The sequence below is a fragment of the Catenulispora acidiphila DSM 44928 genome (assembly GCF_000024025.1).
Classification (GTDB): Bacteria; Actinomycetota; Actinomycetes; order Streptomycetales; family Catenulisporaceae; genus Catenulispora; species Catenulispora acidiphila.
Map to the genome: position 1 here is coordinate 7,836,025 of NC_013131.1, position 24,276 is coordinate 7,860,300.

The window sequence follows — 24,276 nt, forward strand, 5'->3', positions numbered from 1 at the left end:
TTCCTTCCCTTCCTTACCGGATTCCGGGGATGTACATGACGATCAGGTCGATCAGCTTGATCCCGACGAACGGCAGCGCCAGACCGCCCAGACCGTAGATCCACAGGTTGCGGCGCAGCAGGGGCCGAGGCCGACGACGGCTTGTACTGCACCCCGCGCAGCGCCAGCGGGATGAGGCCGATGATGATCAGCGCGTTGAAGATGATGGCGCTGGTGATCGCCGACTTCGGCGAGTGCAGGCCCATGATGTTCAGCACGTGTAGCCCGGGATAGACCACCGAGAACATCGCCGGGATGATCGCGAAGTACTTCGCGACGTCGTTGGCGATGGAGAAGGTGGTCAGCGAGCCGCGCGTGATGAGCAGCTGCTTGCCGATCTCGACGATCTCGATCAGCTTGGTGGGGTTGGAGTCCAGGTCCACCATGTTCCCGGCCTCTTTCGCGGCCGAGGTTCCGGTGTTCATCGCCACGCCGACGTCCGCCTGCGCGAGCGCGGGGGCGTCGTTGGTGCCGTCGCCGGTCATCGCGACCAGCTTGCCGCCTTCCTGCTCCTTCTTGATCAGCGCCATCTTGTCTTCGGGTGTGGCCTCGGCCAGGAAGTCATCGACTCCTGCTTCCTCGGCGATGGCCTTGGCGGTCAGCGGGTTGTCGCCGGTGATCATGACCGTCTTGATGCCCATCGCCCGCAGCTCGGCGAAGCGCTCGCGGATACCTTCCTTGACGACGTCCTTCAGATGGATGACGCCGAGAGTACGAGCCGGCTGGCCGGGCGCACGCTCGGCCACCACCAACGGAGTCCCGCCGGCTGCGGAGATCGCGTCCACCAGGGATCCGACCTCCTCGGTCGGGTGCCCGCCGTTGTCGCGGACCCACTTCATGACCGCGCTGCCGGCGCCCTTGCGGACCTCGTGGCCGTCAGCCAGGTTCACCCCCGACATGCGGGTCTGCGCCGTGAACGGCACGAACTCCGCTCCGGTCAGCTCACCGGTGTGCCGCTCGCGCAGACCGTAAGCGGCCAGATCTTCCATTGAACGCAGCGCTAGCACCACGATCGAGCGCCCCTCGGGCGTCTCGTCAGCCAGCGACGAGAGCTGCGCGGCATCGGCGAGCGCATCCTTGTCCACCCCGGCGACCGGGACGAACTCAGAGGCCTGACGGTTGCCGAGCGTGATGGTGCCGGTCTTGTCCAGCAGCAGGGTATTGATATCGCCGGCCGCCTCGACCGCACGCCCCGACATCGCCAACACGTTGCGCTGCACCAACCGGTCCATGCCGGCGATACCGATCGCCGAGAGCAGCGCGCCGATGGTGGTCGGGATCAAAGCGACCAACAGCGAGACCATGACCACCAGCGACTGCGCCGCGCCGGCCCACGTCGCCATCGGCTGCAACGTCACCACCGCGAGCAGGAACACGATCGTCAGCGAAGCCAGCAGCACGTTCAGCGCCAGCTCGTTCGGCGTCTTCTGCCGGTTCGCCCCCTCGACCAGGTTGATCATCCGGTCGATGAACGTCTCCCCGGGCTTGGAGGTGATCTTCACGACGATCCGGTCCGACAGCACCCTGGTACCGCCGGTCACCGCCGAACGGTCGCCGCCGGACTCCCGGATGACCGGCGCCGACTCACCGGTGATCGCCGACTCGTCGACGCTCGCGACACCTTCGACCACATCGCCGTCGCCGGGAATGATCTGCCCGGCTTCGACGACCACGAAGTCGCCGAGCCGCAGCTCGGTACCGGCGACCTCGGACTCCGGACCGGACTGCCCCGGGGACCAGGACGCCAGGCGCCGGGCGACCGTCGTCGTCTTGGCCTTGCGCAAGGTGGCGGCCTGCGCCTTGCCCCGACCCTCGGCCACCGCCTCGGCCAGGTTGGCGAACACCACGGTCAGCCACAGCCAGACGGTGATGACCCAGGCGAACACCGAAGGCTTGGTGACGGCCTCGTATGTGGTCAGCACGGAGCCGACCTCGACGACGAACATCACCGGGTTCTTGATCATGACCCGCGGGTCGAGCTTCTTCAAGGCGTCCGGAAGCGACTTCCAGAGCATCTTCGGGTCCAGGAACCCGCCACCGACACGGCGCGGTTCACCGCCCGGCTTCGGCTGCGGAGTCCGCGGCGCGGGGGCGGCAGCCGTCACAGTGTTGCTTGCCATCAGTGCAGTCCTTCAGCGAGCGGCCCGAGCGACAGGGCCGGGAAGTAGGTGAGGCCGACCACCAGCAGGACGGTGCCCAGCAGCATCCCCGCGAACAGCGGCGAGGCGGTCTTGAGCGTGCCCTCGGTCTCCGGGACCGGCTTCTGTTTGGCGAGCGAGCCGGCCAGCGCCAACACCCAGATCATCGGCAGGAACCGGCCGAACATCATCGCCAGCGCGCCGGCGGTGTTCCACCAGTGGGTGTTGCCGGACAGACCGCCGAAGGCCGAGCCGTTGTTGTTGCCCATCGAGGTGAAGGCGTATAAGACCTCGGAGAAACCGTGGGGCGCTGGAGCGCCGCCCGGTCCCAGGTTCCCGGAGTTGATCGAGGCGGTCTCACCCTTCAGCGCCATCGCCAGACCCGTGAAGATCAGCACCACGGCAGGGGTGGTCAGGATGTACAGCGCCGCGTACTTCATCTCGGTCGGGCGGATCTTCTTGCCGAGGTACTCCGGCGTGCGGCCGACCATCAGACCGGCGATGAACACCGTGATGATCGCCAGGATCAGCATGCCGTAGAGCCCTGAGCCGGTCCCGCCGGGCGCGATCTCGCCGAGCATCATGTTGAACATGGCCGCGCCGCCGCCGAACGGCGTATACGAGTCGTGCCAGGAGTTCACGGCACCGGTTGACGTCAACGTGGTGGACGTCATGAACAGGGTCGAGGCCGGAATGCCGAACCTGGATTCCTTACCCTCCAACGCGGCGTGCCCGTTCGCCAGGTCGATGCCGTGGTGATGCACCTCGAAGAAGGTGGAGAACGCCAGCGACCCGATCCAGATGATCGCCATCACCGACAGGATCGTGTAGCCCTGCCTGTGCGAGCCGACCATCTTGCCGAACGTGCGCGGCAGCGCGAAGCCGATGACCAGCAGCAGGTAGATCTCGACCAGGTTGGTGAAGCCTGTGGGGTTCTCGAAGGGGTGCGCGGAGTTGGCGTTGAAGATGCCGCCGCCGTTGGTGCCCAGGAGCTTGATGACTTCCTGGCTCGCGGTCCCGCCCGTGTAGAGGTTCTGGTCGCCGTTGATCGTGTGCACCACGGTCAGGTGGTTGCCGAGCGACTCGACGGCGCCGCCGGCGACCAGGATCACTGCGAACACGATCGAGAACGGCAGCATCAGCCGGATCAGGACCCGCGTCAGGTCGACCCAGAAGTTGCCCAGCCGATCGGTCCGGTTCCGCGTGAAGCCCCGGATCAGGGTCGCGACCACCGCGATGCCGACGGAGGCCGACACGAAGTTCTGCACCGCCAGACCGGTCACCTGCGCGACGTAGCCCAGCGTGTTCTCGCCGCCGTAGTTCTGCCAGTTGGTGTTCGTGACGAACGAGGCAGCCGTGTTGTACGCCAGATCGGCGTTCATCTTCGGCATGCCCAGCGCCGTCATCAGGTGGTGCTGGACGCGCAACAGCAGGTAGAGCAACAGAATCCCGACGGCGGAGATGGCGAACACCGATCGCAGGTACGTACCCCAGGTCTGGTCCGCCTCGGCGTCCACGCCCATCGTCTTGTACAGCGCCAACTCGGCCCGAAGATGCTTCCTCGAGGTGAGAATGTGCGCCATGTAATCGCCCAGCGGCCGGTAGGACACGGCCAGCATGAGGACCAGCGCGGCGACTTGGAGCACGCCGGCCCACGTGTCCGACATCAGAACTTCTCCGGGCGGATCAGGGCCGCTATCAGATAGCCGACCAGCAGGACCGCCACGATCAGGCCGATGATGTTCTCAGCGCTCAAGACGCTCGACCCCCTTGACGATCAGGGCCAGCAGGCCGAAGAAGGCGATCGTGATCCCGACGAAAACCACGTCGGCCATCAGGTGCTCCTTGGATTCGGGGACGGGGTGACGCAGATCAGTGAACCGGTGGAGAAAGCCCAGGCAGGAGCCGCAAGCGCGATGCAAACGGTCCGGAGGCCGATGCGCACGCGGCCCAAACATGCGGCTCGGTGACCGGTCGCCTACCATCCGTGAGATGCCTGTTCCCGACTTTTCGTGAGCCGTCAGGTGGGTGCGAACCATGAGCGACATACCGGTGATCCGCCACGCCGACCTGATCCTGCGCGGCGGGCGCGTCCACACCCTGGACGCCGCCGACACGGTGGTGTCCTCGCTGGCCGTGGCCGGTGGACGGATCGCGGCGGCCGGCGACGACCGGGAGACCGCGGTGCTGCTCGGCCCGGACACCGAGGTGGTCGATCTGGCCGGCCGCGTGGTGGTCCCCGGGCTGCACGACTCGCACCTGCACCTGACCGACGCCGGCAACAGCTGGAACCTTCAGGTGCGCTGGGACGGCGTGCCGTCGCTGGCCGACGCGCTGAAGCTGCTCGCCCTGCGCGCCGCCGAAGCCGCGCCCGGGCAGTGGGTCCAGGTGATCGGCGGCTGGTCGGACACCCAGTTCGCCGAGCACCGGCTGCCCACCCTGGCCGAGATCGAGTCGGTGTCGGCGGACGTGCCGGTGCTGGTGGTCTTCCTGGACACCGCGGCGTTCCTGAACGCGGCAGCGCTGCGGGCTCTGGGCTACGACCAGACGACGCCGGACCCGCCGGGCGGCGAGATCCAGCGCGACACCGCCGGGAACCCCACCGGCCTGCTGCTCTCCCGGCCGAGCCCGGCGGTCCTGGCGCTGGCCGTACTCGGCGCGCCGCAGCTGAAGCCGTCCGAGCAGGTGGGCTCCACCGACCGGTTCCTGCGCGAGCTGAGCCGGCGCGGCGTGACCGGCGCCATCGACGCCGGGGCGACCGGCATCCCGGGCTGCTACGACGCGCTGCGGACGCTGCGTGCGCAGAACCGGTTGCCGGTGCGGACGGCGCTGAACGTCATGGCTTCCCGGCCCGGCGAGGAGCGCGAGGAGCTGGCCACCCTGCTGCGCGGCGTGACCTTCCACGACGACGACATGTTGTGGTTCAACGGCATCGGCGAGGCACTCACGCTGGACGGCGTGGACTTCTCCAACTTCGCGCAGCCGCGCCCCGCGCTGTCCGACGCCATGGGACGCCACCTGGAGCCACTGGTCCGGCTGCTGGCGAGCAACCGCTGGCCGTTCAGCTTCCACGCGACCTACGAGGAGTCGATCAGCCGCTTCCTCGGCGTGTTGGAGAAGGTGAACCGCGACGTCCCCTTCGACGGACTGCGCTGGGCCGTGGAGCACGCCGAGACGATCCGTCCGCAGACCATCGACCGGGTGGCGGCACTCGGCGGCGGCATCACGGTGCAGCACCGGATGGCCTACCGGGGCGAGCAATTCCTGAAGCGCTACGGACCCGAGGCGGCCCGGCACGTGCAGCCGGTGATGGAGATGCTGACGCGCGGCGTGCCGGTCGGCGGCGGCACGGACGGCACGTGGATGGCCGACGCCAATCCCTGGGGCGCGCTGCGCTGGTTCACGACCGGCACGACACTCGGCGGCCTGGAGATGTGGCGCCCGGAGGACCGCCTGGACCGCACCCTCGCGCTGCGGCTGTTCACCGGAGGGAGTGCTTGGTTCACCGGCGAGGCACACCAGCGCGGGGCGCTGGAGCCGGGGATGCTCGCGGACTTCGCGGTGCTGTCGGCGGACTACTTCAGCGTGCCGGAGAACGAGATCGCGGATGTGGAGTCGGTGCTGACGGTGGTCGGCGGCGCGGTCGTGCACGCGGCGGGACCGTACGCGCGGCCGTGAGCGCCAGCCGCAACGACCCCCGATCGTCCTGATCACCGCGCTCGCTGGTTCCGATCACGATGCTGGTCCCGGCGGCAATCGCAAACGTGATGCAAACGCCGGCGGTTATCCGCTCCCCTGCGCGCGTGCGACGATCGGAACCGTGATGGTGGCGACTGGGGTGAACGCGCGATGAGCGCACGCGGCAACCTGCGCGTCTACTTGGGGGCGGCTCCCGGCGTGGGGAAGACGTACCACATGCTCGACGAGGCCCAGCGGCGTGCCGAGCGGGGCGGGGACGTGGTCGTGGGCTTCGTGGAGACGCATGGCCGGCCGCACACCCAGGCGATGGTCGACGGCCTGGAGATCGTGCCGCGCCGCCGGATGGAGTACCGGGGCTCAGACTTCGAAGAGATGGACATCGACGCCGTCTTGGCGCGGCAGCCCTCGGTGGTGCTGATCGACGAGCTGGCGCACACCAATATCCCCGGCTCGCGCAACACCAAGCGCTGGCAGGACGTCGAAGAGTTGCTGGCGGCCGGGATCGACGTCATAGCCTCGGTCAACATCCAGCACCTGGTGTCGCTGAACGACGTCGTGCAGAAGATCACCGGCGTCCCGCAGCGCGAGACCGTGCCGGACGAGGTGGTGCGCTCGGCCGACCAGATCGAGCTGATCGACATGGCGCCGGAGGCCCTGCGCCGCCGGATGGCGCACGGCAACATCTACCAGCCGGAGAAGATCGACGCCGCGCTGTCCAACTACTTCCGTCCCGGCAACCTCGGCGCGCTGCGCGAGTTGGCGCTGCTGTGGGTCGCCGGCCGGGTGGACGAGGCGCTGCAGCGCTACCGCGACCAGCACGGCATCGACAAGGTCTGGGAGACCCGCGAGCGGATCGTGGTCGCGCTGACCGGCGGACCGGAGGGCGCCACGCTGATCCGGCGCGGCGCGCGCATCGCGCAGCGGGTCGGCGCCAAGGGCTCGGATCTGCTCGCCGTGCACGTGGCCCGCTCCGACGGGCTGACCGGCGCCTCCCCAGCGCTGCTGGCCGAGCAGCGGGCTCTGGTGGAGTCCCTGGGCGGGACCTTCCACTCGGTGGTCGGCGACGACATCCCCAACGCCCTGCTGCAGTTCGCACGCGCCGAGAACGCCACGCAGCTGGTGATCGGCGTCTCGCGGCGCGGGCGGCTGGAGCGGTTCCTCGGCGGCTACGGCATCGGCGAGACCGTGGTGCAGCAGTCCGGCGACATCGACGTGCACATGGTCACCCACGAGCGCTCGGCAGCCGACCAGAGCCGCTGGATGTGGGCCAGGCGGGTGCTGCGCCAGCCGGAGACCGGACCGCGCTGGTGGGGACCGGTGGCCGGGCTGATCGTGCCGATCCTGCTGACCCTGGTGCTGGCGAACGTGCGCTCCGGGCTGAACCTGACCAACCAGGTGCTGGTCTTCCTGGCCGGCGTGGTCGCGGTGGCGCGCCTGGGCGGGCTGCTCTCGGCGTTCTTCGCCTCGCTGACCGCCTCGCTGCTGTTGAACTACTACTTCATCCGGCCCTTCTACCGGCTGACCATCAACGACCCGCAGAACATCCTGGCGCTGGTGGTCTTCGCGCTGGTGGCGCTGATCGTGGCCTCGGTCGTGGACTTCGCCTCGCGCCAGGAGCGGCGCGCCGGGAAGGCGTCGGCGGAGGCTGAGACGCTCTCGGAGCTGGCGCGCTCGGTGCTGCGGGGCGACGAGGCCATCGGGGCGCTGCTGGGCCGGTTCCGGGAGACCTTCGGCATGGAGTCGGTGGCGCTGCTGGAGCGGGTCGAGCCGGGCTCGCCGGTGCTCCCCGACGAGACCGACGACCCGGACGCCTGGCGGATCGTCGCGGCGACCTCGGCCGGCGGCGAGATGCCGTGCCGCACCCCCGGCGAGGGCAACGTGGTGGTGCACGCCGGTCCGGACGCGATGCTGGTGTTGCGCGGGCGCGCGCTGCCGGCTGCCGACCAGCACGTGCTGACCGCGTTCGCGGCGCAGGCAGCGGTGGCGCTGGAGCGCTCGCGGCTGGCGCGGCAGGCGGCCGAAGCGGTGCCGCTGGCAGCCGCGGACAAGATGCGCACGGCGCTGCTGGCCGCGGTCTCGCACGACCTGCGCACGCCGCTGGCGGCGGCCAAGCTGTCGGTGGCCTCCCTGCGCGACACCACGGTGCAGTGGTCCGAGGAGGACCGCGCCGATCTGCTGTCCGGCGCCGAGGAATCGCTGGACCGGCTCTCCCGGCTGGTGGAGAACCTGCTGGACATGAGCCGGCTGCAAGCCGGGGCGCTGAACCTGCGTCTGGAGGACGTCGCGATCGAGGACGTCGCGGCGATGGCGCTGGACAGCCTGGGCATCGAAGGCTCCCTGGTGGAGTTCGGCGACCTGTCCGGGGTCTCGGAGGTCCTGGCCGACCCGGTACTGCTGGAGCGCGCCGTGGCGAACCTGATCGCGAACGCGCTCAAGCACGGCTCGCTGAACCGGCCGGTCCTGCTCGCCGCCTCGGAGCTGGCCGGACGTGTCGAGCTGCGGGTGACCGACCGCGGTCCGGGGGTCCGGCCGGAGGACTGGGAGCGGATCTTCACCCCGTTCCAGCGCCTTGGGGACCGGGACAACACGACCGGAGTCGGGCTGGGCTTGGCGTTGTCCCGCGGACTGGTGGAGGCCATGGGCGGTGCTCTGACGCCCGAGGAGACACCCGGCGGGGGGATGACGATGGTGGTTTCGCTGCCGGCGGCGGGTATGGCCGGGAACGAGGATGACTCCGGCGACGGTACCGGCAACGGCTCCGGCGACGGGGAGCACGACGTGGAGGTCACCGCCGCTCTCGCCGCCGCTGAGGAGCCCGCCCGATGATGATCAAGGTCCTGGTGGTCGACGACGAACCGCAGCTGCTGCGCGCGCTGCGGATCAACCTGACCGCGCGCAAGTACGAGGTCGTCACCGCCATCGACGGCACCTCGGCGCTGGCCATCGCCGCGCGCACGCTGCCCGACCTGGTGGTGCTCGACCTGGGTCTGCCCGACCTGGACGGCGCCGAGGTCATCAAGGGACTGCGGGGCTGGACCGAGGTCCCGATCGTGGTGCTCTCCGGCCGCGCCGACGCCTCCGACAAGGTCGAAGCTCTGGACGCCGGCGCCGACGACTACCTGACCAAGCCCTTCTCGATGGAGGAGCTGCTGGCCCGGCTGCGGGTGGCGCGCCGGCACGCCGACCGCAACACGCCGAAGACGGCGGTGCAGCGGGTCGGGGACTTCGATGTGGACGTCGCCTCGCACACCATCACCCGGGTTCCGGAGGCGCCGGAGACGGTGCCGCCGACGGTGCACCTGACGCCCACCGAGTGGGGCATCGTCGAGGTGCTGCTGAAGAACACCGGGCGCCTGGTGTCGGCGCGCCAGCTGCTCACCGAGGTATGGGGGCACGGGTATGAGAACGACACGCCGCTGCTGCGGTTCCACTTCACGAAGCTGCGGCGCAAGCTGGAGCGAGAGCCTTCGCGGCCGGCGCATCTGCTGACCGAGCCGGGGATGGGATACCGGTTTCAGCCGTGAGGCTCGGACTGGCTTCCTGGAAAAATCCTTATATACGTATATTGCGGCGCTGGCGTTCCGGGATCGGGAACGACCCAGGTCAACCAGCAGACCTCCGTTGGTCAGCTTTATGGACGCGCGGTCGGAGAGTGCGCCATCGGTGGGAACTGACGGCGCGCCAGACATAACGCAACCCCAGCTTCCCCATATCTGGAAGCATGCGTACCTTGCGATTACTGCTGGCGGTCGGGATCAGCCTGGCCCCGGCGCTGGCCGCGACGGCGGCCGGCACGACCCCGGCCTTCGCCGGCGGCGGCGCGGGCATGACCCTGACCGCCACGATGGACGGCCAGGACCAGCGCCTCCTGGTCGGCACCCGGCACACGGTGCACATCACGCTGGCCGACACCCCCGGCGAAGCCGACCTGCGCGACATCACGATCAGCCTCACGGACCTGGACCCGAGTCCCTTGCCGGTGGTCTGCCCGGCGGGCCGGAACGGGCATCTGTCGCTGGAGCCGGACCAGTCGCTGCAGTGCACCTCGGTGGTCACGGCGGCGGTCGGCTTCCGCACACTGGTGGCGCGCGCGACGGCGTCCGTCCCCAGCGAGGGCACCCTGGTGCGCACGGCTCCGCTGCACTACAACGGCTTCATGCCGCCTCCCCCGCCGCGGCCCGTCCCGGTGGCGCACGCGCCGCTGGCACCGGACCCGGCTTCGGGGCGTCCGACGCACGCGCCGGTTGCCGCACCGACGCCGCCGCTGAGTCCGGCGGGTCCTGCGGACCCGGCTGATCCGGCGGACCCGGCTCGCCCGGGTGGCCCGGGTGGCCCGGCTGGCCCGGCTGGCCCGGCTCGCCCGGCTGGCCCGGGTGGCCCGGCTGTTGGCGATCCGGTGAAAGTGCCCGTTGCGCACGGGTGCTTGAGCGGGACCGGGTCGGACGGGAACTGTTGCGGGGCGGGGAAGGGCGGCAGCGGCGCTTGCTGCTCGGACAAGGCTGCCGGACCGGATGGATGCTGCGGATCGGCGAAGGCTGATGCGTGCTGCGGGTCGCACCCGGCGGGATGCTGCTCGGATCACTCGGCGGCGGACAAGAGCCGGTGCTGCGGATCGGCGGGCAAGTCAGGCGACTGCGTCAAGCGCGGCGGGCTGGCCTTCACGGGCATGTCGACGCCGTTGCTCGCCGGTGCGGCCTCGGGTGGGCTGGCGCTGGCAGCCGGTGGATTCATGCTGCTCAAGCGGTTCGCTCGGCGCTGATCGACGCTGGACACTTTCCAGCCAGACGAGAGCCCGGCGTTCGGCAACGCCGGGCTCTCGTCTTGTGTCTCGTGTCTTGTGTCTCGTGTCTTGTGCCTTGTGCCTTGTGTCTTGTGCCGGTCACTCGTCCAGCGCAGCGGTCAGGTCCACCTCGACCAGCTGCCCGCCGTATCCGAGCGCCGCGACGCCCAGCAGTGTGCTCGCCGTCCGGAGCGCCGGCGCCAGCGGCGATGCCATGAAGCGGGCCCAGGCTGCGGCCAGGACCGTGCTCTGGTCGCTGACCACGTAGATCACCGAGCGCACCACGTCCGCCGGGGTGGCGCCCGCCGCCTCCAGGATCGCCAGGCCGTTCGCCACGACCTGGTCGATCTGCGCGTCCAGGTCGGGGGCGACCACTTTTTCGTCGGCGTCGAGCGGGCACAAGCCGGCCAGGTGTGCGGTGCGGCCCGCGGCGGCGATGGTGACGTGCGCGTAGCCGGAGGTGGGGTGCAGGCCGGGCGGGTTGAGGAGGGTGAGCTTGTCGTCGGTCATAGTGCGCATTGTGCTGGGTGCGCGAGGGGACGGCAGGTGAATATGCGACCGCCGCCGCGCCGTACCCCGTTCCGGCTCCCGCCCATTTGCCCGGACGCCACCTCCGGATAACCTCGGCCGTATGTCCCGCATCGCGCTCGTCACCGACTCCACGGCCTGCCTGTCCGCGCAGGCGATGGACGCCCTCGGGGTCAGGGCGGTCCCGCTGGAGGTGATCGTGCGCGGCGCGCCGCACAGCGAGGCGGATCCGGCCACCGGTGAGCTGCTGGTCGCGGCGTTGCGGGCGCACGAGACCGCCACGACGTCACGGCCCTCCCCCGAGGACTTCGCCGCCGCGTACCGGGCCGCCGCCGAGGAGGGCGCCGAGGGCGTGGTGTCGCTGCACATCTCCGCCGAGCTGTCGGCGACGCTGGAGTCCGCGGAGCTGGCCGCGAAGGACGCGCCGATCCCGGTGCGGGTGCTGGACAGCCGCACGATCGGGATGGCGCTGGGCTTCGCCGTGCTGGGCGCCGCCGAGGCCGGACGGGATGGCGAGCACGACCTGGACGGCGTCGCCGACATCGCCGCCAAGCGCTCGGCGACCGCGTCCGCGTTCTTCTATGTCCACACCTTGGAGTACCTGCGCCGCGGCGGCCGCATCGGCTCGGCGCGCGCACTGCTGGGCTCCGCGCTGGCGATGAAGCCTTTGCTGCACATGGCTGACGGCCGCGTGGAGCCGCTGGAGAAGGTCCGCACGTCCGCGAAGGCGATCGCGCGCCTGGAGGAGATCGCGGTCGAGCGCGCGGGCGGCGACGGCAGCTCGGTCGAGATCGCCGTCCAGCACCTCGACGCGCCCGAGCGGGCCGACGCGCTGGCCGCGCGGCTGCGCGAGCGGCTGCCCGGGCTCACCGGGATCACGGTGTGCGAGGTCGGCGCGGTCATCGGAGCGCACGTCGGGCCGGGTGTGCTCGGGGTGGTCGTCGCGCCGCGCTGAAAGGCGCGCTCACACTCCCGGCGGTACCCATGTCCCCGCGCTTCCCGTCGGCTCCCCTGTGGCCGCCAGGTGCGTCCGCAGCGTCGCCAGCGCGGGGTGGGCGTTCTCGGTGCGCCAGACCAGCGAGTGCGGGTACACCGGCGTCGGGTCGACGACCGGGATCCGGCGCAGGTCGTGGCCGTCGGACCAGGCCAGGCGCGGCTTCTCGCCGACGAGCGAGGCGACGTCGGTGGCGTCGGCGATCACATCCATGAGGTGGTCGCTGCCGAAGTGCGGCCCTATGCCGTCGATGGAGAGTCCGAACGCTGCGACGAGCTGGTCGTAGTACAGCGCCCACTCCACGCCGGGGACCAGCCCGGGGATCCAGATGCGGTGCCCGACCAGCTGCGCGGGCGTCACGCTCCGGGCGCCGGCCAGCGGATGGCGCGGGCCCACCAGCAGGTCCAGCCGCTCGTCCAGGACCCGGGCGGACTCCACGCCCGGCGGCAGGCGGCGCGAGCCCGCGACGTATCGGAACGTGGCGTCGATAGTCCCGGCCTCGACCGCCGCCAGCGCCGCGTCGGCGTCGAAGAGCGTGACCACGTCCAGCTCGATCTCCGGCCGCGTCTCGTGGAACCCGCGCATCAGCGCCGACATCGCACTCCGCATGACCAGGACATCCACCCGCAGCGCGCGCCGCCCGGGGCGCACCGAGGCGATAGCCCGCTCCTCAGCCTGCATCAGAGCCCTGGCATGCGGCAGGAACGCCTGGCCGTCGATGGTGAGCTGCGCACCGCGCGCCGTCCGCGCGAACAGGCGCACCGCGAGCTCCTTCTCCAAGCCCGCGATGCGCTTGGACACCGCCTGCTGGGTGACGGCGAGATCGTTCGCGGCGTCCTGGAAACGGCCGGTTTCCGCAGCGGCGACGAAGGTACGCACGGCGTCGAGGTCCATGGCCGCACAGCCTAGCCACACAACGGATGGTTGTGTGCGGCAGCCCTTTCGGTTGTTTGACCAGGGATTCAGCCGCCGATTGGATGCCGTGGGTCAGCGGATGGTTGTGGATTGGTTATGGACCCGGGAGGCACGCAGATGGCAGACGGACCGAACGCGACCGGCAGGCGAAAGCTGGGACGACCGTTCACCCGGCTTTGGTCGGCCTACGCGATCAGCACCCTGGGAACCTACTTCGCCTTCAACGCCTTCTCACTGATCCTGATCCGCATCCTGCACGCCGGCGCAGCGCAGGTCGCCGCACTCTCGGCATCCGGCGCAGCAGTCGGAGCACTGATCGCACTCCCACTGGGCCCATGGGTGGAACACCGCCGCAAACGACCGGTGATGATGGCGATGGACCTGATGCGCTTCGCCGCCATGCTGACCATCCCGATCACCTACGGCTTCGGCGCCCTGACCTTCGCGCAACTGCTCGCGGTGGCAATCGTGGTCGGAGCCGCCGACATCACCTTCACCGCAGCGAGCGGCGCCTACCTGAAAGCACTGCTGCCACGCGAGGACTTGCTGACCGCCAACGGACGATTCGAGTCGACGCAGTGGTCAGCGATCGTCCTGGGACCCCCACTCGGCGGAGCAGCATTCGCACTACTCGGACCGGTGGCCACGGTGATCGCGGACGCGGTGAGCTACCTGCTGTCGGCGCTGGGAATCCGAGCGATCGGCGCAGGGCATGAGGCTGATGCTGGTGATCGTGCTACCACTGTGCCTGAGGCTGGCGACAGGATCCGCGACCGCTCCACCGGCCTCCGCGCCGCCGATCTCGTCGCCGGCTGGCGCCATATCCTCGGCAACCCGGCCCTGCGTCCGCTGCTGCTCAACAATGCCATGGTCAGTGGCCTGATCATGGCCGGGGAGCCGTTGCTCTCCGTCCTGATGCTCGGGCCGCTGGGCTTGGCGCCGTGGGAGTACGGCCTCGCATTCGCCATTCCGTGTCTCGGCGGCCTGGTCGGCTCACGTCTCGCGCCGCGTCTTGTCGCGCGCTTCGGTCGTGCCACGATCCTGCGCGTCGCCGGCACGCTTCGGGCGGTCTGGCCGGTCGGCTTGGCGTTCCTGCAGCCGGGCCTTCCCGGGCTCGTCCTGGTCGTCGTGCTCGAGATGGGTCTGATCACCACCATCAGCGTCTACAACCCGGTGCTGGCGACCCATCGGTTGGAGCAGGTCGGCCCAGGTAACGTCACGCGCGTCCTGTCCGCCTGGTCGATCACCACCAAGACCACCATCGCGGCGGCCACCGCGCTGTGGGGTGTGATCGCCACCGTGACCAGCCCGCGGTTCGGGCTCGGGTTGGCCGGTGCGCTGCTGCTGGCCTCGCCGCTGCTGCTGCCGCGTGGCGAGCGGGTCGGGCTGCTCGCGGAGCATGCGCCGGATCCCGTCAGCTCAGTCGGCTAGGCGCGAAAAAGCCCGGCGCCGACCGCCGAAGCGATCAGCGCCGGGCCGCTGGGCTACTCGGCCGTCGGGCGAAAACCTACGCCGGGACCACGTTCACCAGCTTCGGCGCCCGGACGATCACCGCGCGCACGCCGCGGCCCTCCAGCGCGCGCTGCACGCCTTCGGAGGCCAGGGCCAGCTCGCGCAGGGCGTCCTGGGCGATGCCCGGAGGCACCTCCAGGCGGTCCTTCACCTTGCCGGCGACCTGGACGACGCAGGTCACCGTCTCGTCGACCAGGTACGCCGGGTTCGCGACCGGGTAGGCGGCGCGGGCCACCGAGCCGTCGTGGCCCAGGCGGGACCACAGTTCCTCGGCGATGTGGGGGGCGAAGGGCGCGGTCAGGACCACCAGGGCCTCGGCTGCCGAGCGCGGGACGGCGGGCAGGCGGGTCAGGTGGTTGTTCAGCTCGATCAGCTTGCTGATCGCGGTGTTGAAGCGCATGCCCTCCATGTCGGCGCGGGCGCCGTCGATGGTCTTGTGCAGGGCGCGCAGGGTCGCCTCGTCGGGCTCGGCGTCCACGACCGTGACCTCGCCGGTCTCCTCGTCGATCACGTTGCGCCACAGCCGCTGCAGGAAGCGGAAGCTGCCGATCGAGGCGCGGGTGTCCCAGGGCTTGGACATGTCCAGCGGGCCCATGGACATCTCGTAGATGCGCAGGGTGTCGGCGCTGTACTCGTCGATCATGTCGTCCGGGGAGATGACGTTCTTCAGCGACTTGCCGATCTTGCCGAAGTGCTGCGTGACCTGCTCGCCCTCGTAGGTGAAGGCGCCGTCGCGCTCCTCGACGCGGGAGGCCTCGACGTAGACCCCGCGCGCGTCAGTGTAGGAGGCACCCTGGATCATGCCCTGGTTGTACAGCTTCCGGAACGGCTCGGCGCTGGTCACGTGCCCCAGGTCGAACAGCACCTTGTGCCAGAAGCGCGCGTACAGCAGGTGCAGCACCGCGTGCTCGGCGCCGCCGACGTACAGGTCCACGCCGCCGGTGTCCTCGGCGTCCTGCGGGCCCATCCAGTACTTCTCGGCGGCGGCGTCGACGAAGCGGGTGTCGTCGCCCGGCGACAGGTACCGCAGGTAGTACCAGCACGAGCCGGCCCACTGCGGCATGGTGTTGGTCTCGCGGTGGTACTGCCGCGGGCCGTCGCCCAGGTCCAGGGTGACGTTCACCCAGTCGGCGGCGCGCGCCAGCGGCGGCTCCGGGGCGCTGGTGACGTCGCCGGCCTCGAAGGTCTTCGGCGAGAAGTCCTCGACCTCCGGCAGCTCCAGCGGCAGCATCGACTCCGGCAGCGCCTTGGCGACCCCGGCCTCCGGACCGTTGACCGGGTAGACGATCGGGAACGGCTCGCCCCAGTAGCGCTGGCGCGAGAACAGCCAGTCGCGCAGCCGGTAGGTGACCGTGCCCTCGCCGATCCCCTTGCCCTGCAGCCACTCGGTGATCGCGCGGATCGCCGCCGGGACCGGCAGCCCTTCCAGCGTGATCTCGTCGTTGGCGGAATCAGTAATCTGCGCCGTCTTGGAGTCATAGGACTCGGTCCAGTCCGCCACGTCCACCGGCCAGTCCGCCGGCGGCGCCACGACGATCCGCATCGGCAGGTCGAAGGCCTGCGCGAACTCGAAGTCGCGCTGGTCGTGCGCGGGCACCGCCATGATGGCGCCGGTGCCGTAGCCCATCAGCACGTAGTCGGCGATGAAGACCGGCACGCCCTGCCCGTCGACCGGGTTCACCGCGAACGTGCCGGTGAACACGCCGGTCTTCTGCCGGCCCTCGGTCTGCCGCTCGACCTCGGACTTGGCCGCGGCCTGCGCGCGGTAGGCGGCGACGGCCTCGGCCGGGGTGGCGTGCCCGCCGGTCCACTTCTCACGGGTGCCGGCGGGCCACTCCTTGGCGACGAAGGAATCGACCAGCTCGTGCTCCGGCGCCAGCACCATGTACGTGGCGCCGAACAGCGTGTCAGGACGCGTGGTGAAGATCTCGATCGTCTTCTGCGAGCCGTCCACCGCGGTCACGCCGAAGTGCACGCGAGCGCCCTCGGAGCGGCCGATCCAGTTCCGCTGCTGCAGCTTGATCGGCTCGGGCCAGTCCAGCCGGTCCAGGTCGGCCAGCAGCCGGTCGCCGTACTTGGTGATGCGCATCATCCACTGGCGCAGGTTGCGCTTGAACACCGGGAAGTTGCCGCGCTCGGAGCGGCCGTCGGCGGTGACCTCCTCGTTGGACAGCACGGTGCCCAGACCGGGGCACCAGTTCACCGGCGCCTCGGCGATGTAGGCCAGGCGGTAGGAGTCGATGATCGCCGCCTGCTCCTGCCCGGACAGCGCCTGCCAGGCGCGGCCGTCGGGGGTGCGGCGGGCGCCGTCGGCGAACTGCTGGATCAGCATGCTGATCGGGCGCGCCCGGTCGGCCTGGTCGTCGTACCAGGAGTTGAAGATCTGCAGGAAGATCCACTGCGTCCACTTGTAGAAGGACACGTCGATCGTCGACACCCCGCGCCGGGTGTCGTGGCCGAAGCCGATGCGGTGGATCTGCTCCTTGTAGCGCGCGATGTTGCGCTCGGTGCTCACCCGCGGGTGGATGCCGTGCTCGACCGCGTACTGCTCGGCGGCCAGCCCGAAGGCGTCGAAGCCGATCGTGTGCAGCACCTTGTGGCCGGTCATCATCTTGTAGCGGCCCAGCACGTCGGTCGCGATGTAGCCCAGCGGGTGGCCGACGTGCAGGCCGGCGCCGGAGGGATACGGGAACATGTCCAGGATGTAGGCCTTGGGCTCCGCGGTGTCGGCCGGCTGGTCCGGTACCTCGAAGGTGTGGTTCTCGGCCCAGTACTCCTGCCACTTCGGCTCGATGTCGGCCGCTACGGAGGCGGTGTACCGGAACTTCGGGTCGTCGCTCGCAGGCTTGGGCTGTGTGGTCTGCTCGCTCATCGTCGTCTCAGTCCTCGGGATACGTCTGGTCAGAATCACTTCGGTGGCGGTCATGAAGGTCTGTGCTGGAGCATGTAGGTCTGTACTGAACTTGAAGTCGGTGCTGAACTTGAAGTCGGTGCTGGAAATGAAAAAACCCCTCGCGCATGGAGGGGAGCCGCGCTGACCGGAGCGGTGGACAACTCCGTCGTGTTTCAGCGCGGCGACATAAGAAGCAGCGTCACAGCCCGCATGTCTCCAGGGTACCAGCGCCGTCTGCCGGATATCCGCCCTACCTGCGAACCAGACCGAGTACCAGCAGGATCTGCGCCAGGTGGTAGGTGACGATGATCGGCACGTCCAGCTCCCAGTCCTTGCGCACGAACCGGGTCCAGCCGATCATCGTGTCGGACACCGCGAACAGCAGCGCACCGGGGATGATGCGCAGGTCGCCGGTCCACCACGCCGCGACCACCAGCACCGAGATGACGCTGACGTAGGCCAGAACCGGGACGGCCAGCGCGGGATCCTCCTCACCGGCCGCGCGCCGGATCCGCAGACCGACCGTCGCGAACATCGCCCCGGCCAGGACCAGTCCGGTCACCACGAAGGAGATCGCGTAGCCGCCGTGAGCGTGCAGCCGCACGAAGGCCGCGATGTAGGCGACGTGCGCGAGCAGGAACGCTCCCAGTCCGATCACGAAGTTCCGGTCGGCAGCCGACGAGTCCTCCGGCAGCATCAGGAAGACGTCGCCGATCGCGCTGAGTACCAGCGCCGCGACCGCGGCGATCGTGAGGTACGCCGTGGCGCGGTGCGGGCCGGGGATGCCGGACCTGGCGTGCGCGTCCGCGATGGCCAGTGCCGCGCCGATCAGAAAGACCATGGTCAGCGGCTTGGCGACATACTCCGCGTGGCGCGCGCCGACCGAGGTCGGGTCCATGGCGCGCCGCGATACGGCGATCCAGTCCGCGAGGGCGACAAGCAGGGTGAGCAGCGTCAATGTGAGGGGCACAGCGGAAAGCTACTACTCAGTAGCTTCGCTGTCAGCAGCCCCACCCGCGAAGCCTCTCCTTGTATATATGTACGACGCTCAAATGTTCAGTCCTTACGCAGCGGCTCCAGCTCCCGCCGACGACGGAAGACCCGCGGCGTCGGGATCGCCAGGAACCCCTCGGCCCGCCCCGCCGCGATGGCGATCCGCGCCAGGTCCCGGGCCTTCGGGAAGCACAGGTAGCGCGGCTCCCACACCGGCCGGTACTTCATGTTCGCCCGGTACAGCGACTCCAGCTGCCACCAGCGCGAGAACACCGACAGCACGACTCGCGCCAGCCGCAGGAACGGTCCGGCGCCGATCCGCCCGGCGCGCTCGAAGATGCTGCGGAACATCGCGAAGTTCAGCGAGATCCGCTCGACCTTGTGCTCCGGACCGGCCTTGATCAGGTCGATGACCATGAACTCGACCAGACCGTTCTCGGTGCCGCGCTCGCGGCGCATCAGGTCCAGCGACAGTCCCTTGGTCCCCCACGGTACGAAGGACAGCAGCGCGCGCAGCGCTCCCTCGCCGTCCAGGCACTCGACCATGACGCACTGGCCGTCGGCCGGATCGCCGAGCCGGCCCAGCGCCATGGAGAAACCGCGCTCCACGCTGCCGTCGCGCCAGTCGTCGGCGCGGCGGACCAGGGCGGCCATCTCGTCGGCCGGGATCTCGGCGTGCCGGCGGATCCGGGTCCGGTAGCCGGCGCGCTCGACCCGGTTGTACGCCTGCCGGACCCCGCGCATCGCGCGGCCCTCCAGCGTGAACTCCTCGACCTCGACCACCGCCTCGTCGCCGAGTTCGACGGCGTCCAGCCCGAACCGGGTCAGGACCTTGCCGCCCTCCTCCGAGGCGCCCATCACCGCTGGGACCCAGGCGTGCTGCCGGGCCTCGGCCAGCCACGCCTCGATCGCCCCGGGCCAGGCCTCGACGTCCCCGATCGGGTCGCCGGAGGCCAGCGAGACCCCGCCGACCGGCCGGTAGGCGATCGCCGCCTTGCCGGAGGGCGACCACACCACCGCCTTGTCCCGGCGCAGGTTGAAGTAGCCGAGCGAGTCCTGGTCGCCGAACTTGTCCAGGAGCGTGCGCAGCCGGTCGTCGTCCTCGGCCAGGTGGCGGTAGGTCCCGCGGCGCGGCTGGAACAGCGCCCAGGCGACCGCGAGGATCATCACACTGCCGATCAGGTTGACCGTGACGTCGACCCAGTGCGGCACCTCGACGGCGGTGTCGTACCACCAGATGCCGGTCCCGGCCATGCCCGCCTTGAGCGTGTAAAGCGCCTGATCCCCGAGGTCGGTGGTCGCGGTGGCGTCGTTCCAGGCCACCAGAGTGACGCCGAGGACCGTCGAGAGCGCGAACGACACGGCGAGCACGACCAGCGCCAGCCGGAAGTTGGCGGCGTCGAACACCGCGTAGAACTCCTTGCGGGCCCAGATCACCAGACCGATGAACACCGCCTGGACGACGAACGCGACGATCAGCGGCGCCAGCGGCCGCAGGTCGGAGGCGGTGACGTCGTACAGCAGGGCACTGATCGCCAGCCAGCCCAGCGGTCCGACGAACAGACCCAGCACCATCAGCAGCCACCAGGCGATCCGCTTACGCCGGCGCACCGCCGCGCCGAGCATGAGCATCAGCACACCGAACCCGATCGAGGGAACGCCGAGCAGGAATCCGAGGCTGAACAGGATGTAGTCCGGCAGCTGGTCGATGCGCTCGTTGGTCCGCGGCGACAGCGCCGACAGCATCGAGGCCAGCGCCACGATCCGGCAGTACCAGACCAGCACCACGGGGATCCGGGCGCGGAAGCGCTGAGCGCGGCTCGCGGTCGCGGTCTCGGTCATCCGAACCCTTACCTCCGGCTGTGGATGGTTTCGCGGCTGATAGCCGTCCAATCTACTCAACGTCCGGGTTCATCCCGGAGTGCCGGGAGCGGAGCGTGGCGGGTCGCGCCGTTGCGGCGGCGGCGCAGGGGATTACTGGTACTCTCCGGGTCACCGCGGGTGGGGCGGTACCAATGCGATCACTGGCGGACCGATGTTGGGGGCAGACCCGATGGATCAACAACCCGGACGGCGGCAGCCTGGGCGAACCGGCCACGGCCGCCCCGGGGGCGGCCGGGCACCGCGCCCGCCGGAGGACTTCGTCGAGGACGACCCGACGATGGTGCGGCCGTTCGTGAAGGCGCCGTCCGGCGGTTCGGGGGACGGGTCGGGCGACAATCGGCGCGGACGTCAGGCTTCTGGTGGCGGCCAGGGTCGCCAGCAGCCCGCCGGCCGCGGACGGTCGAACGGTTCCGGGTCCGGTTCCGGTCCCGGCGGCCAGGGCGGTCCGGGCGTCCCCGGCCCGCGACCGCCGCGCGACAACGACCCCAGACAGGTCCCGGGCCTGGTCTCGAACCCGATGCCGCCGCCGCGCGCGGTGGCCCGGCAGTCCCCGCCGCGCCAGCCGGCTCCGGATATGAGCGACCTGACCACGACGATGCCGATCCTGGCCGTGCCGGCTGACGACGGCTATGACGGCTATGAAGGGCACGACGGGCATGCCGGGTATGCCGCCGAAGACGGGTATGACGGATACGACGACCGCGACGGCTACCAGGACTACGAGTACGAGAACGCCCCGCCCGGCGAGCACGGGCACTACCACGACGACGCCGACCTCGGCCGGCACCGCGGCAACCGCCCGCCGCGCGCGCTGAAGATCGGCGCGATCCTGGCCGGCGTCGCGGTGGTCAGCGTCGCGGCGTACAGCGTGCTCGGCGGCGGGTCCAAGGCGCCCTCGGCGGGCCCGGTGGCGGCCGGGGCGAGCACCGCCAGCGGCGCGGCCGACGCCCCCGGCACGCCCTCGGACAGCAGCACGGCCGGCGCGCCGGCGCCGACCGGCACGCCGTCGAGCTCCAAGTCGGCGTCGTCCACCTCCTCGACCAAGCCCTCGCCGACGCACACCACGAAGTCCTCGCCGTCGAAGCCCACGACGTCCTCGCACTCCTCCGCGCCGAGCAGCAGCGCGCCGATCGCACCGCCGAGCAGCGTGCCGTCGACGACCGCGACCTCGGTGGCGGCACCGCCGCCGACTTCCGCGTCGCCGACGTTCACCTCGCTCAAACTCGGTTCCAGCGGCGCAGCAGTCACGCAACTTCAACAGAACCTCAGAAGATGGCAAAGATCTTCCTTCGGATGGTCAACCATCCAAGTGAGCGGCAACTACGACTCCGCGACTCAAGACGCAGTTCAGAGCTTCCAGGACAACAACCCTGGTACGAGTCCGCCCGACCCCGCTGGCGTCTACGGCCCGGCGACCGACCAGGCGTTGCGCAAGGCCGTGGGCTGATAGCCGGATTCGGGCCCCCGGACGAACATCAGAGTGATAGCGTCGGTGATCGCCCGAAGGCGCGCCACGGCAGCGAAGGACGTTACGGAGGCAGAGATGTCCGCACCGCAGCAGCCTTTGGAGCCCGACTTACCCCGGATATCGATGCGATCACAGGGTGAAGCGGAAAGATTCCGCCCAGGGCCCCGCGACCGGCACCGATCCCCGCGAGAGCGCACCGAAGCCGGCGCCACCCGGCCCCGGCCCGCGAACGGAGGAGTTCAGCGTGGCTGAGACGAACGGCGGCCCTCGCCCGGCCCCGAGACAGACGCGCACCATGCCCGACCAGAACCGGGGCACGGGAGCGCCGCGCACCGACGCGAACCTGCCGATGACGCAGCCCCGCGTGGCGGACCCCTCGTGGCTGCCGGGCGCGGCCCAGCGCCAGGGGCAGCGGCCCGGACCGCAGCCCGGATACGGGCAGCCGGCGGGGTACGAGCTGCAGCCGGGCTTCGGGCAGCCGACCGGGTTCGGGCAGCAGCCGAGGACAGGTCACGGTCCGGGCGGGCAGCATCCTTCGTTTCAGCCGCGACCGGCGCAGCCGCAGGGCTCGGCGCCGACCGGGCAGCACCCTTCGTTCCAACCGCGACCGGCACAGCCGCAGGGCTCGACGCCGACCGGGCAGCACCCTTCCTTCCAGCCCCGGCCCGCAGCTCCGACCGGCCAGCACCCTTCGTTCCAGCCGCGACCGGCTCAGCCGCAGCCCTCGGCGCCGACCGATCATCATCCTTCGTTCCAGCCCCGGCCGTACGCCCCGGGCGGGACGGGAGCCGCGCCTTCGCAGCCGACCGGTCAGCACCCTTCCTTCCAGCCTCGGCCGGCTCAGCCGCAGCCTGCTGCTCCGACCGGCCAGCATCCTTCCTTCCAGCCTCGGCCGGCTCAGCCGCAGCCTGCTGCTCCGACCGGCCAGCATCCTTCGTTCCAGCCGCGACCGGCTCAGTCCCCGCGCGCGAATCCCGCAGGTCCGACCGGTCAGAGCGCGCTCCCGCAGCGTCAGTCCGCTGCTTCCCCCGCGCCGTCGGCGCAGCGTGCCGAAGGCCTCACGCGCGACCTGCGCAGCCCGGCGCCGGCACGCCGTCAGCCCGAGTGGCTGCGCGCCGCCGAGGAGCGCCGAATAGCCGGCGCCGAGGCGGAGCGGCAGGGCGAGATCACGTGGCTGTCCGAGCGTGCGACCAGCCGTGATCTGGTCCAGCGTCCGGGAGGCGACACCACGGTCATGCCTGCCGCCTCGTCCGGATCCGGGTCGGGGTCCGGGTTCTTCGGCGGCGATGATGACGGCGGCGACGGCGGCGACGATCTGCCGCCCTTCGACCGAGGCAACTCCGGCGGGCGGCACCGGGGTCCGCGCCGTCCGGCGTTCCGGGCCGCCGTGCCGATCGCCGCGGTGCTCGCGGCCGGCGGCGGGGCGCTCGGGCTGGTGCACGCGGTGTCCTCCGGCGCGCCCGGATCGGCCGTGGACATGGCTTCGGGGAACAACGGCTCGACCGTCACCACCGACCTCAGCAACGCGCCCTCCGGCGAGGGCTCCACCACCGGCGCCAACCCCGCCACCGGCAGCGATCCGGCGACCTCGCCGCTGGACGCCACGACCTCCGGCGGCGACACGCACACCGGCCTGAACCCCGGGCAGCCGATCACCGCGCCCGGCGGCCGCAGCACGGTGCCCGGCACGACGCCGACCTCCGGCGGCAGCACGTCCGCGCCCGGCACGCCGCTGACCTCCGCGCCCGGACTGCCGTCGAACGGCCCGGTCTCCAGCGGCCTGCCGAGCAACCCGGGCACCCCGGTCTCGAGCGCGCCGAGCACCCCGGGCGCCCCGGCCAGCACCACGGCACCGCCCAGCACCTCGCCGACGTCGCCGACCCCCTCGCTGCCGGTCACCCCCTCCACGCCCGCGCCGCCTACCTCGACGACCCCGCCGACCTCCACCTCGAGCCCGACGCCGACGACCCCGCCGACCTCGACGCCCACCACGCCCGCGCCGACCCCCAGCGGCTCGGCGCCGACGACGGCTCCCAGCACACCGCAGATCTCCCCCAGCGCGGGCACCCTGCAGGCCGGCGACACCGGCCCGAACGTCTCCATCCTGCAGACCCTCCTGGACCGCCTCGGCACCCCCACCTGGGTCCCGGTGACCGGCGTCTACGACACCCGCACCACCGACGCCGTCGCCTACGTCCAGAACATGCTCAACATCACCGCGGACCCCCGCGGCGTCTGCGGCCCGGACACCGCCTCGGCGATCAACACACTCGCAGCGCACTGACACCGGCACGGCCACCAGAGCCGCGCCGACACAGCCGTCGCAAGGTCGCGCCGGGACCGGGAAACTCCCGGCGCGACCGCCATCGGGGCACTCAGGGTTCTCAGGGTTCTCAGGGTTCTCAGGGTTCTCAGAACTCTGACCCCAGTCAG

15 protein-coding genes and 1 pseudogene are annotated in these 24,276 nt (G+C 70.6%); 8 read left to right on the forward strand and 8 right to left on the reverse strand.

Annotation, left to right across the window (positions count from 1 at the left end; translation table 11 throughout):
- Positions 1-13: 13 nt before the first annotated feature.
- The 3 genes and pseudogenes from kdpB to kdpF all read right to left on the reverse strand — a co-directional run bounded on the left by kdpB (position 14) and on the right by kdpF (position 3,933).
- A pseudogene (gene kdpB / locus CACI_RS48420) lies at positions 14-2,159 on the reverse strand (potassium-transporting ATPase subunit KdpB).
- Entirely contained in the window at positions 2,159-3,844 is a 1,686-nt protein-coding gene (gene kdpA, locus CACI_RS33655; RefSeq protein WP_015795361.1) for a potassium-transporting ATPase subunit KdpA, read from the reverse strand. Before kdpA ends, kdpB begins: the two are co-directional and overlap by 1 nt.
- Positions 3,844-3,933: a K(+)-transporting ATPase subunit F gene (gene kdpF, locus CACI_RS47265; protein WP_041540620.1), complete on the reverse strand. Its 90-nt coding sequence runs from the start codon at positions 3,931-3,933 to the stop codon at positions 3,844-3,846. The genes kdpA and kdpF overlap by 1 nt, the downstream gene beginning before the upstream one ends.
- Positions 3,934-4,214: 281 nt before the next feature.
- Here kdpF and CACI_RS33665 point away from each other — a divergent pair, with 281 nt between their 5' ends.
- From CACI_RS33665 to CACI_RS51635, 4 genes are all read left to right on the forward strand, one after another.
- The gene (locus CACI_RS33665) at positions 4,215-5,855 is read left to right on the forward strand and encodes an amidohydrolase (RefSeq protein WP_015795362.1); all 1,641 of its coding nucleotides are present in this window, start codon (positions 4,215-4,217) and stop codon (positions 5,853-5,855) included.
- A 171-nt stretch (positions 5,856-6,026) separates the two neighbouring features.
- Positions 6,027-8,702, forward strand: coding sequence for a sensor histidine kinase (locus CACI_RS33670; protein ID WP_015795363.1), 2,676 nt, complete (start codon positions 6,027-6,029; stop codon positions 8,700-8,702).
- Positions 8,702-9,400, forward strand: a complete 699-nt coding sequence (locus CACI_RS33675) for a response regulator (RefSeq protein ID WP_041542972.1) — start codon at positions 8,702-8,704, stop codon at positions 9,398-9,400. The genes CACI_RS33670 and CACI_RS33675 overlap by 1 nt, the downstream gene beginning before the upstream one ends.
- Before the next feature lie 197 nt (positions 9,401-9,597).
- Positions 9,598-10,635, forward strand: a complete 1,038-nt coding sequence (locus tag CACI_RS51635; protein ID WP_015795365.1) for a hypothetical protein — start codon at positions 9,598-9,600, stop codon at positions 10,633-10,635.
- A 120-nt stretch (positions 10,636-10,755) separates the two neighbouring features.
- Here the strand turns inward: CACI_RS51635 and CACI_RS33685 are convergent, their stop codons facing one another.
- Positions 10,756-11,166 (reverse strand): RidA family protein, encoded by a 411-nt coding sequence (locus tag CACI_RS33685; RefSeq protein WP_015795366.1) that lies wholly within the window; start codon positions 11,164-11,166, stop codon positions 10,756-10,758.
- Between the two features lie 121 nt (positions 11,167-11,287).
- Here CACI_RS33685 and CACI_RS33690 point away from each other — a divergent pair, with 121 nt between their 5' ends.
- Positions 11,288-12,139, forward strand: coding sequence for a DegV family protein (locus CACI_RS33690; RefSeq protein ID WP_015795367.1), 852 nt, complete (start codon positions 11,288-11,290; stop codon positions 12,137-12,139).
- A gap of 9 nt (positions 12,140-12,148) precedes the next feature.
- Here CACI_RS33690 and CACI_RS33695 read toward each other — a convergent pair whose 3' ends face one another.
- Complete coding sequence (locus CACI_RS33695) at positions 12,149-13,072, reverse strand: LysR family transcriptional regulator (protein WP_015795368.1); 924 nt, start codon at positions 13,070-13,072, stop codon at positions 12,149-12,151.
- 138 nt (positions 13,073-13,210) lie between these two features.
- Here CACI_RS33695 and CACI_RS33700 point away from each other — a divergent pair, with 138 nt between their 5' ends.
- On the forward strand, positions 13,211-14,524 hold the full coding sequence (locus CACI_RS33700; RefSeq protein WP_015795369.1) for an MFS transporter: 1,314 nt from the start codon (positions 13,211-13,213) through the stop codon (positions 14,522-14,524).
- Between the two features lie 76 nt (positions 14,525-14,600).
- On the opposite strand, the gene leuS is transcribed toward CACI_RS33700, so the two are convergent.
- The 3 genes from leuS to CACI_RS33715 form a co-directional block, all read right to left on the reverse strand.
- Positions 14,601-17,477: a leucine--tRNA ligase gene (gene leuS / locus CACI_RS33705; protein ID WP_015795370.1), complete on the reverse strand. Its 2,877-nt coding sequence runs from the start codon at positions 17,475-17,477 to the stop codon at positions 14,601-14,603.
- A 271-nt stretch (positions 17,478-17,748) separates the two neighbouring features.
- Positions 17,749-18,468 (reverse strand): lysoplasmalogenase, encoded by a 720-nt coding sequence (locus tag CACI_RS33710; protein ID WP_015795371.1) that lies wholly within the window; start codon positions 18,466-18,468, stop codon positions 17,749-17,751.
- An 86-nt stretch (positions 18,469-18,554) separates the two neighbouring features.
- Positions 18,555-20,333: a phosphatidylglycerol lysyltransferase domain-containing protein gene (locus CACI_RS33715; RefSeq protein WP_015795372.1), complete on the reverse strand. Its 1,779-nt coding sequence runs from the start codon at positions 20,331-20,333 to the stop codon at positions 18,555-18,557.
- Between the two features lie 211 nt (positions 20,334-20,544).
- Between CACI_RS33715 and CACI_RS33720 the strand changes: the two genes are divergently transcribed.
- Positions 20,545-21,822, forward strand: coding sequence for a peptidoglycan-binding domain-containing protein (locus tag CACI_RS33720; protein WP_143765486.1), 1,278 nt, complete (start codon positions 20,545-20,547; stop codon positions 21,820-21,822).
- A 316-nt stretch (positions 21,823-22,138) separates the two neighbouring features.
- Positions 22,139-24,127 (forward strand): peptidoglycan-binding protein, encoded by a 1,989-nt coding sequence (locus CACI_RS33725; RefSeq protein ID WP_041540622.1) that lies wholly within the window; start codon positions 22,139-22,141, stop codon positions 24,125-24,127.
- Positions 24,128-24,276 lie beyond the last annotated feature (149 nt).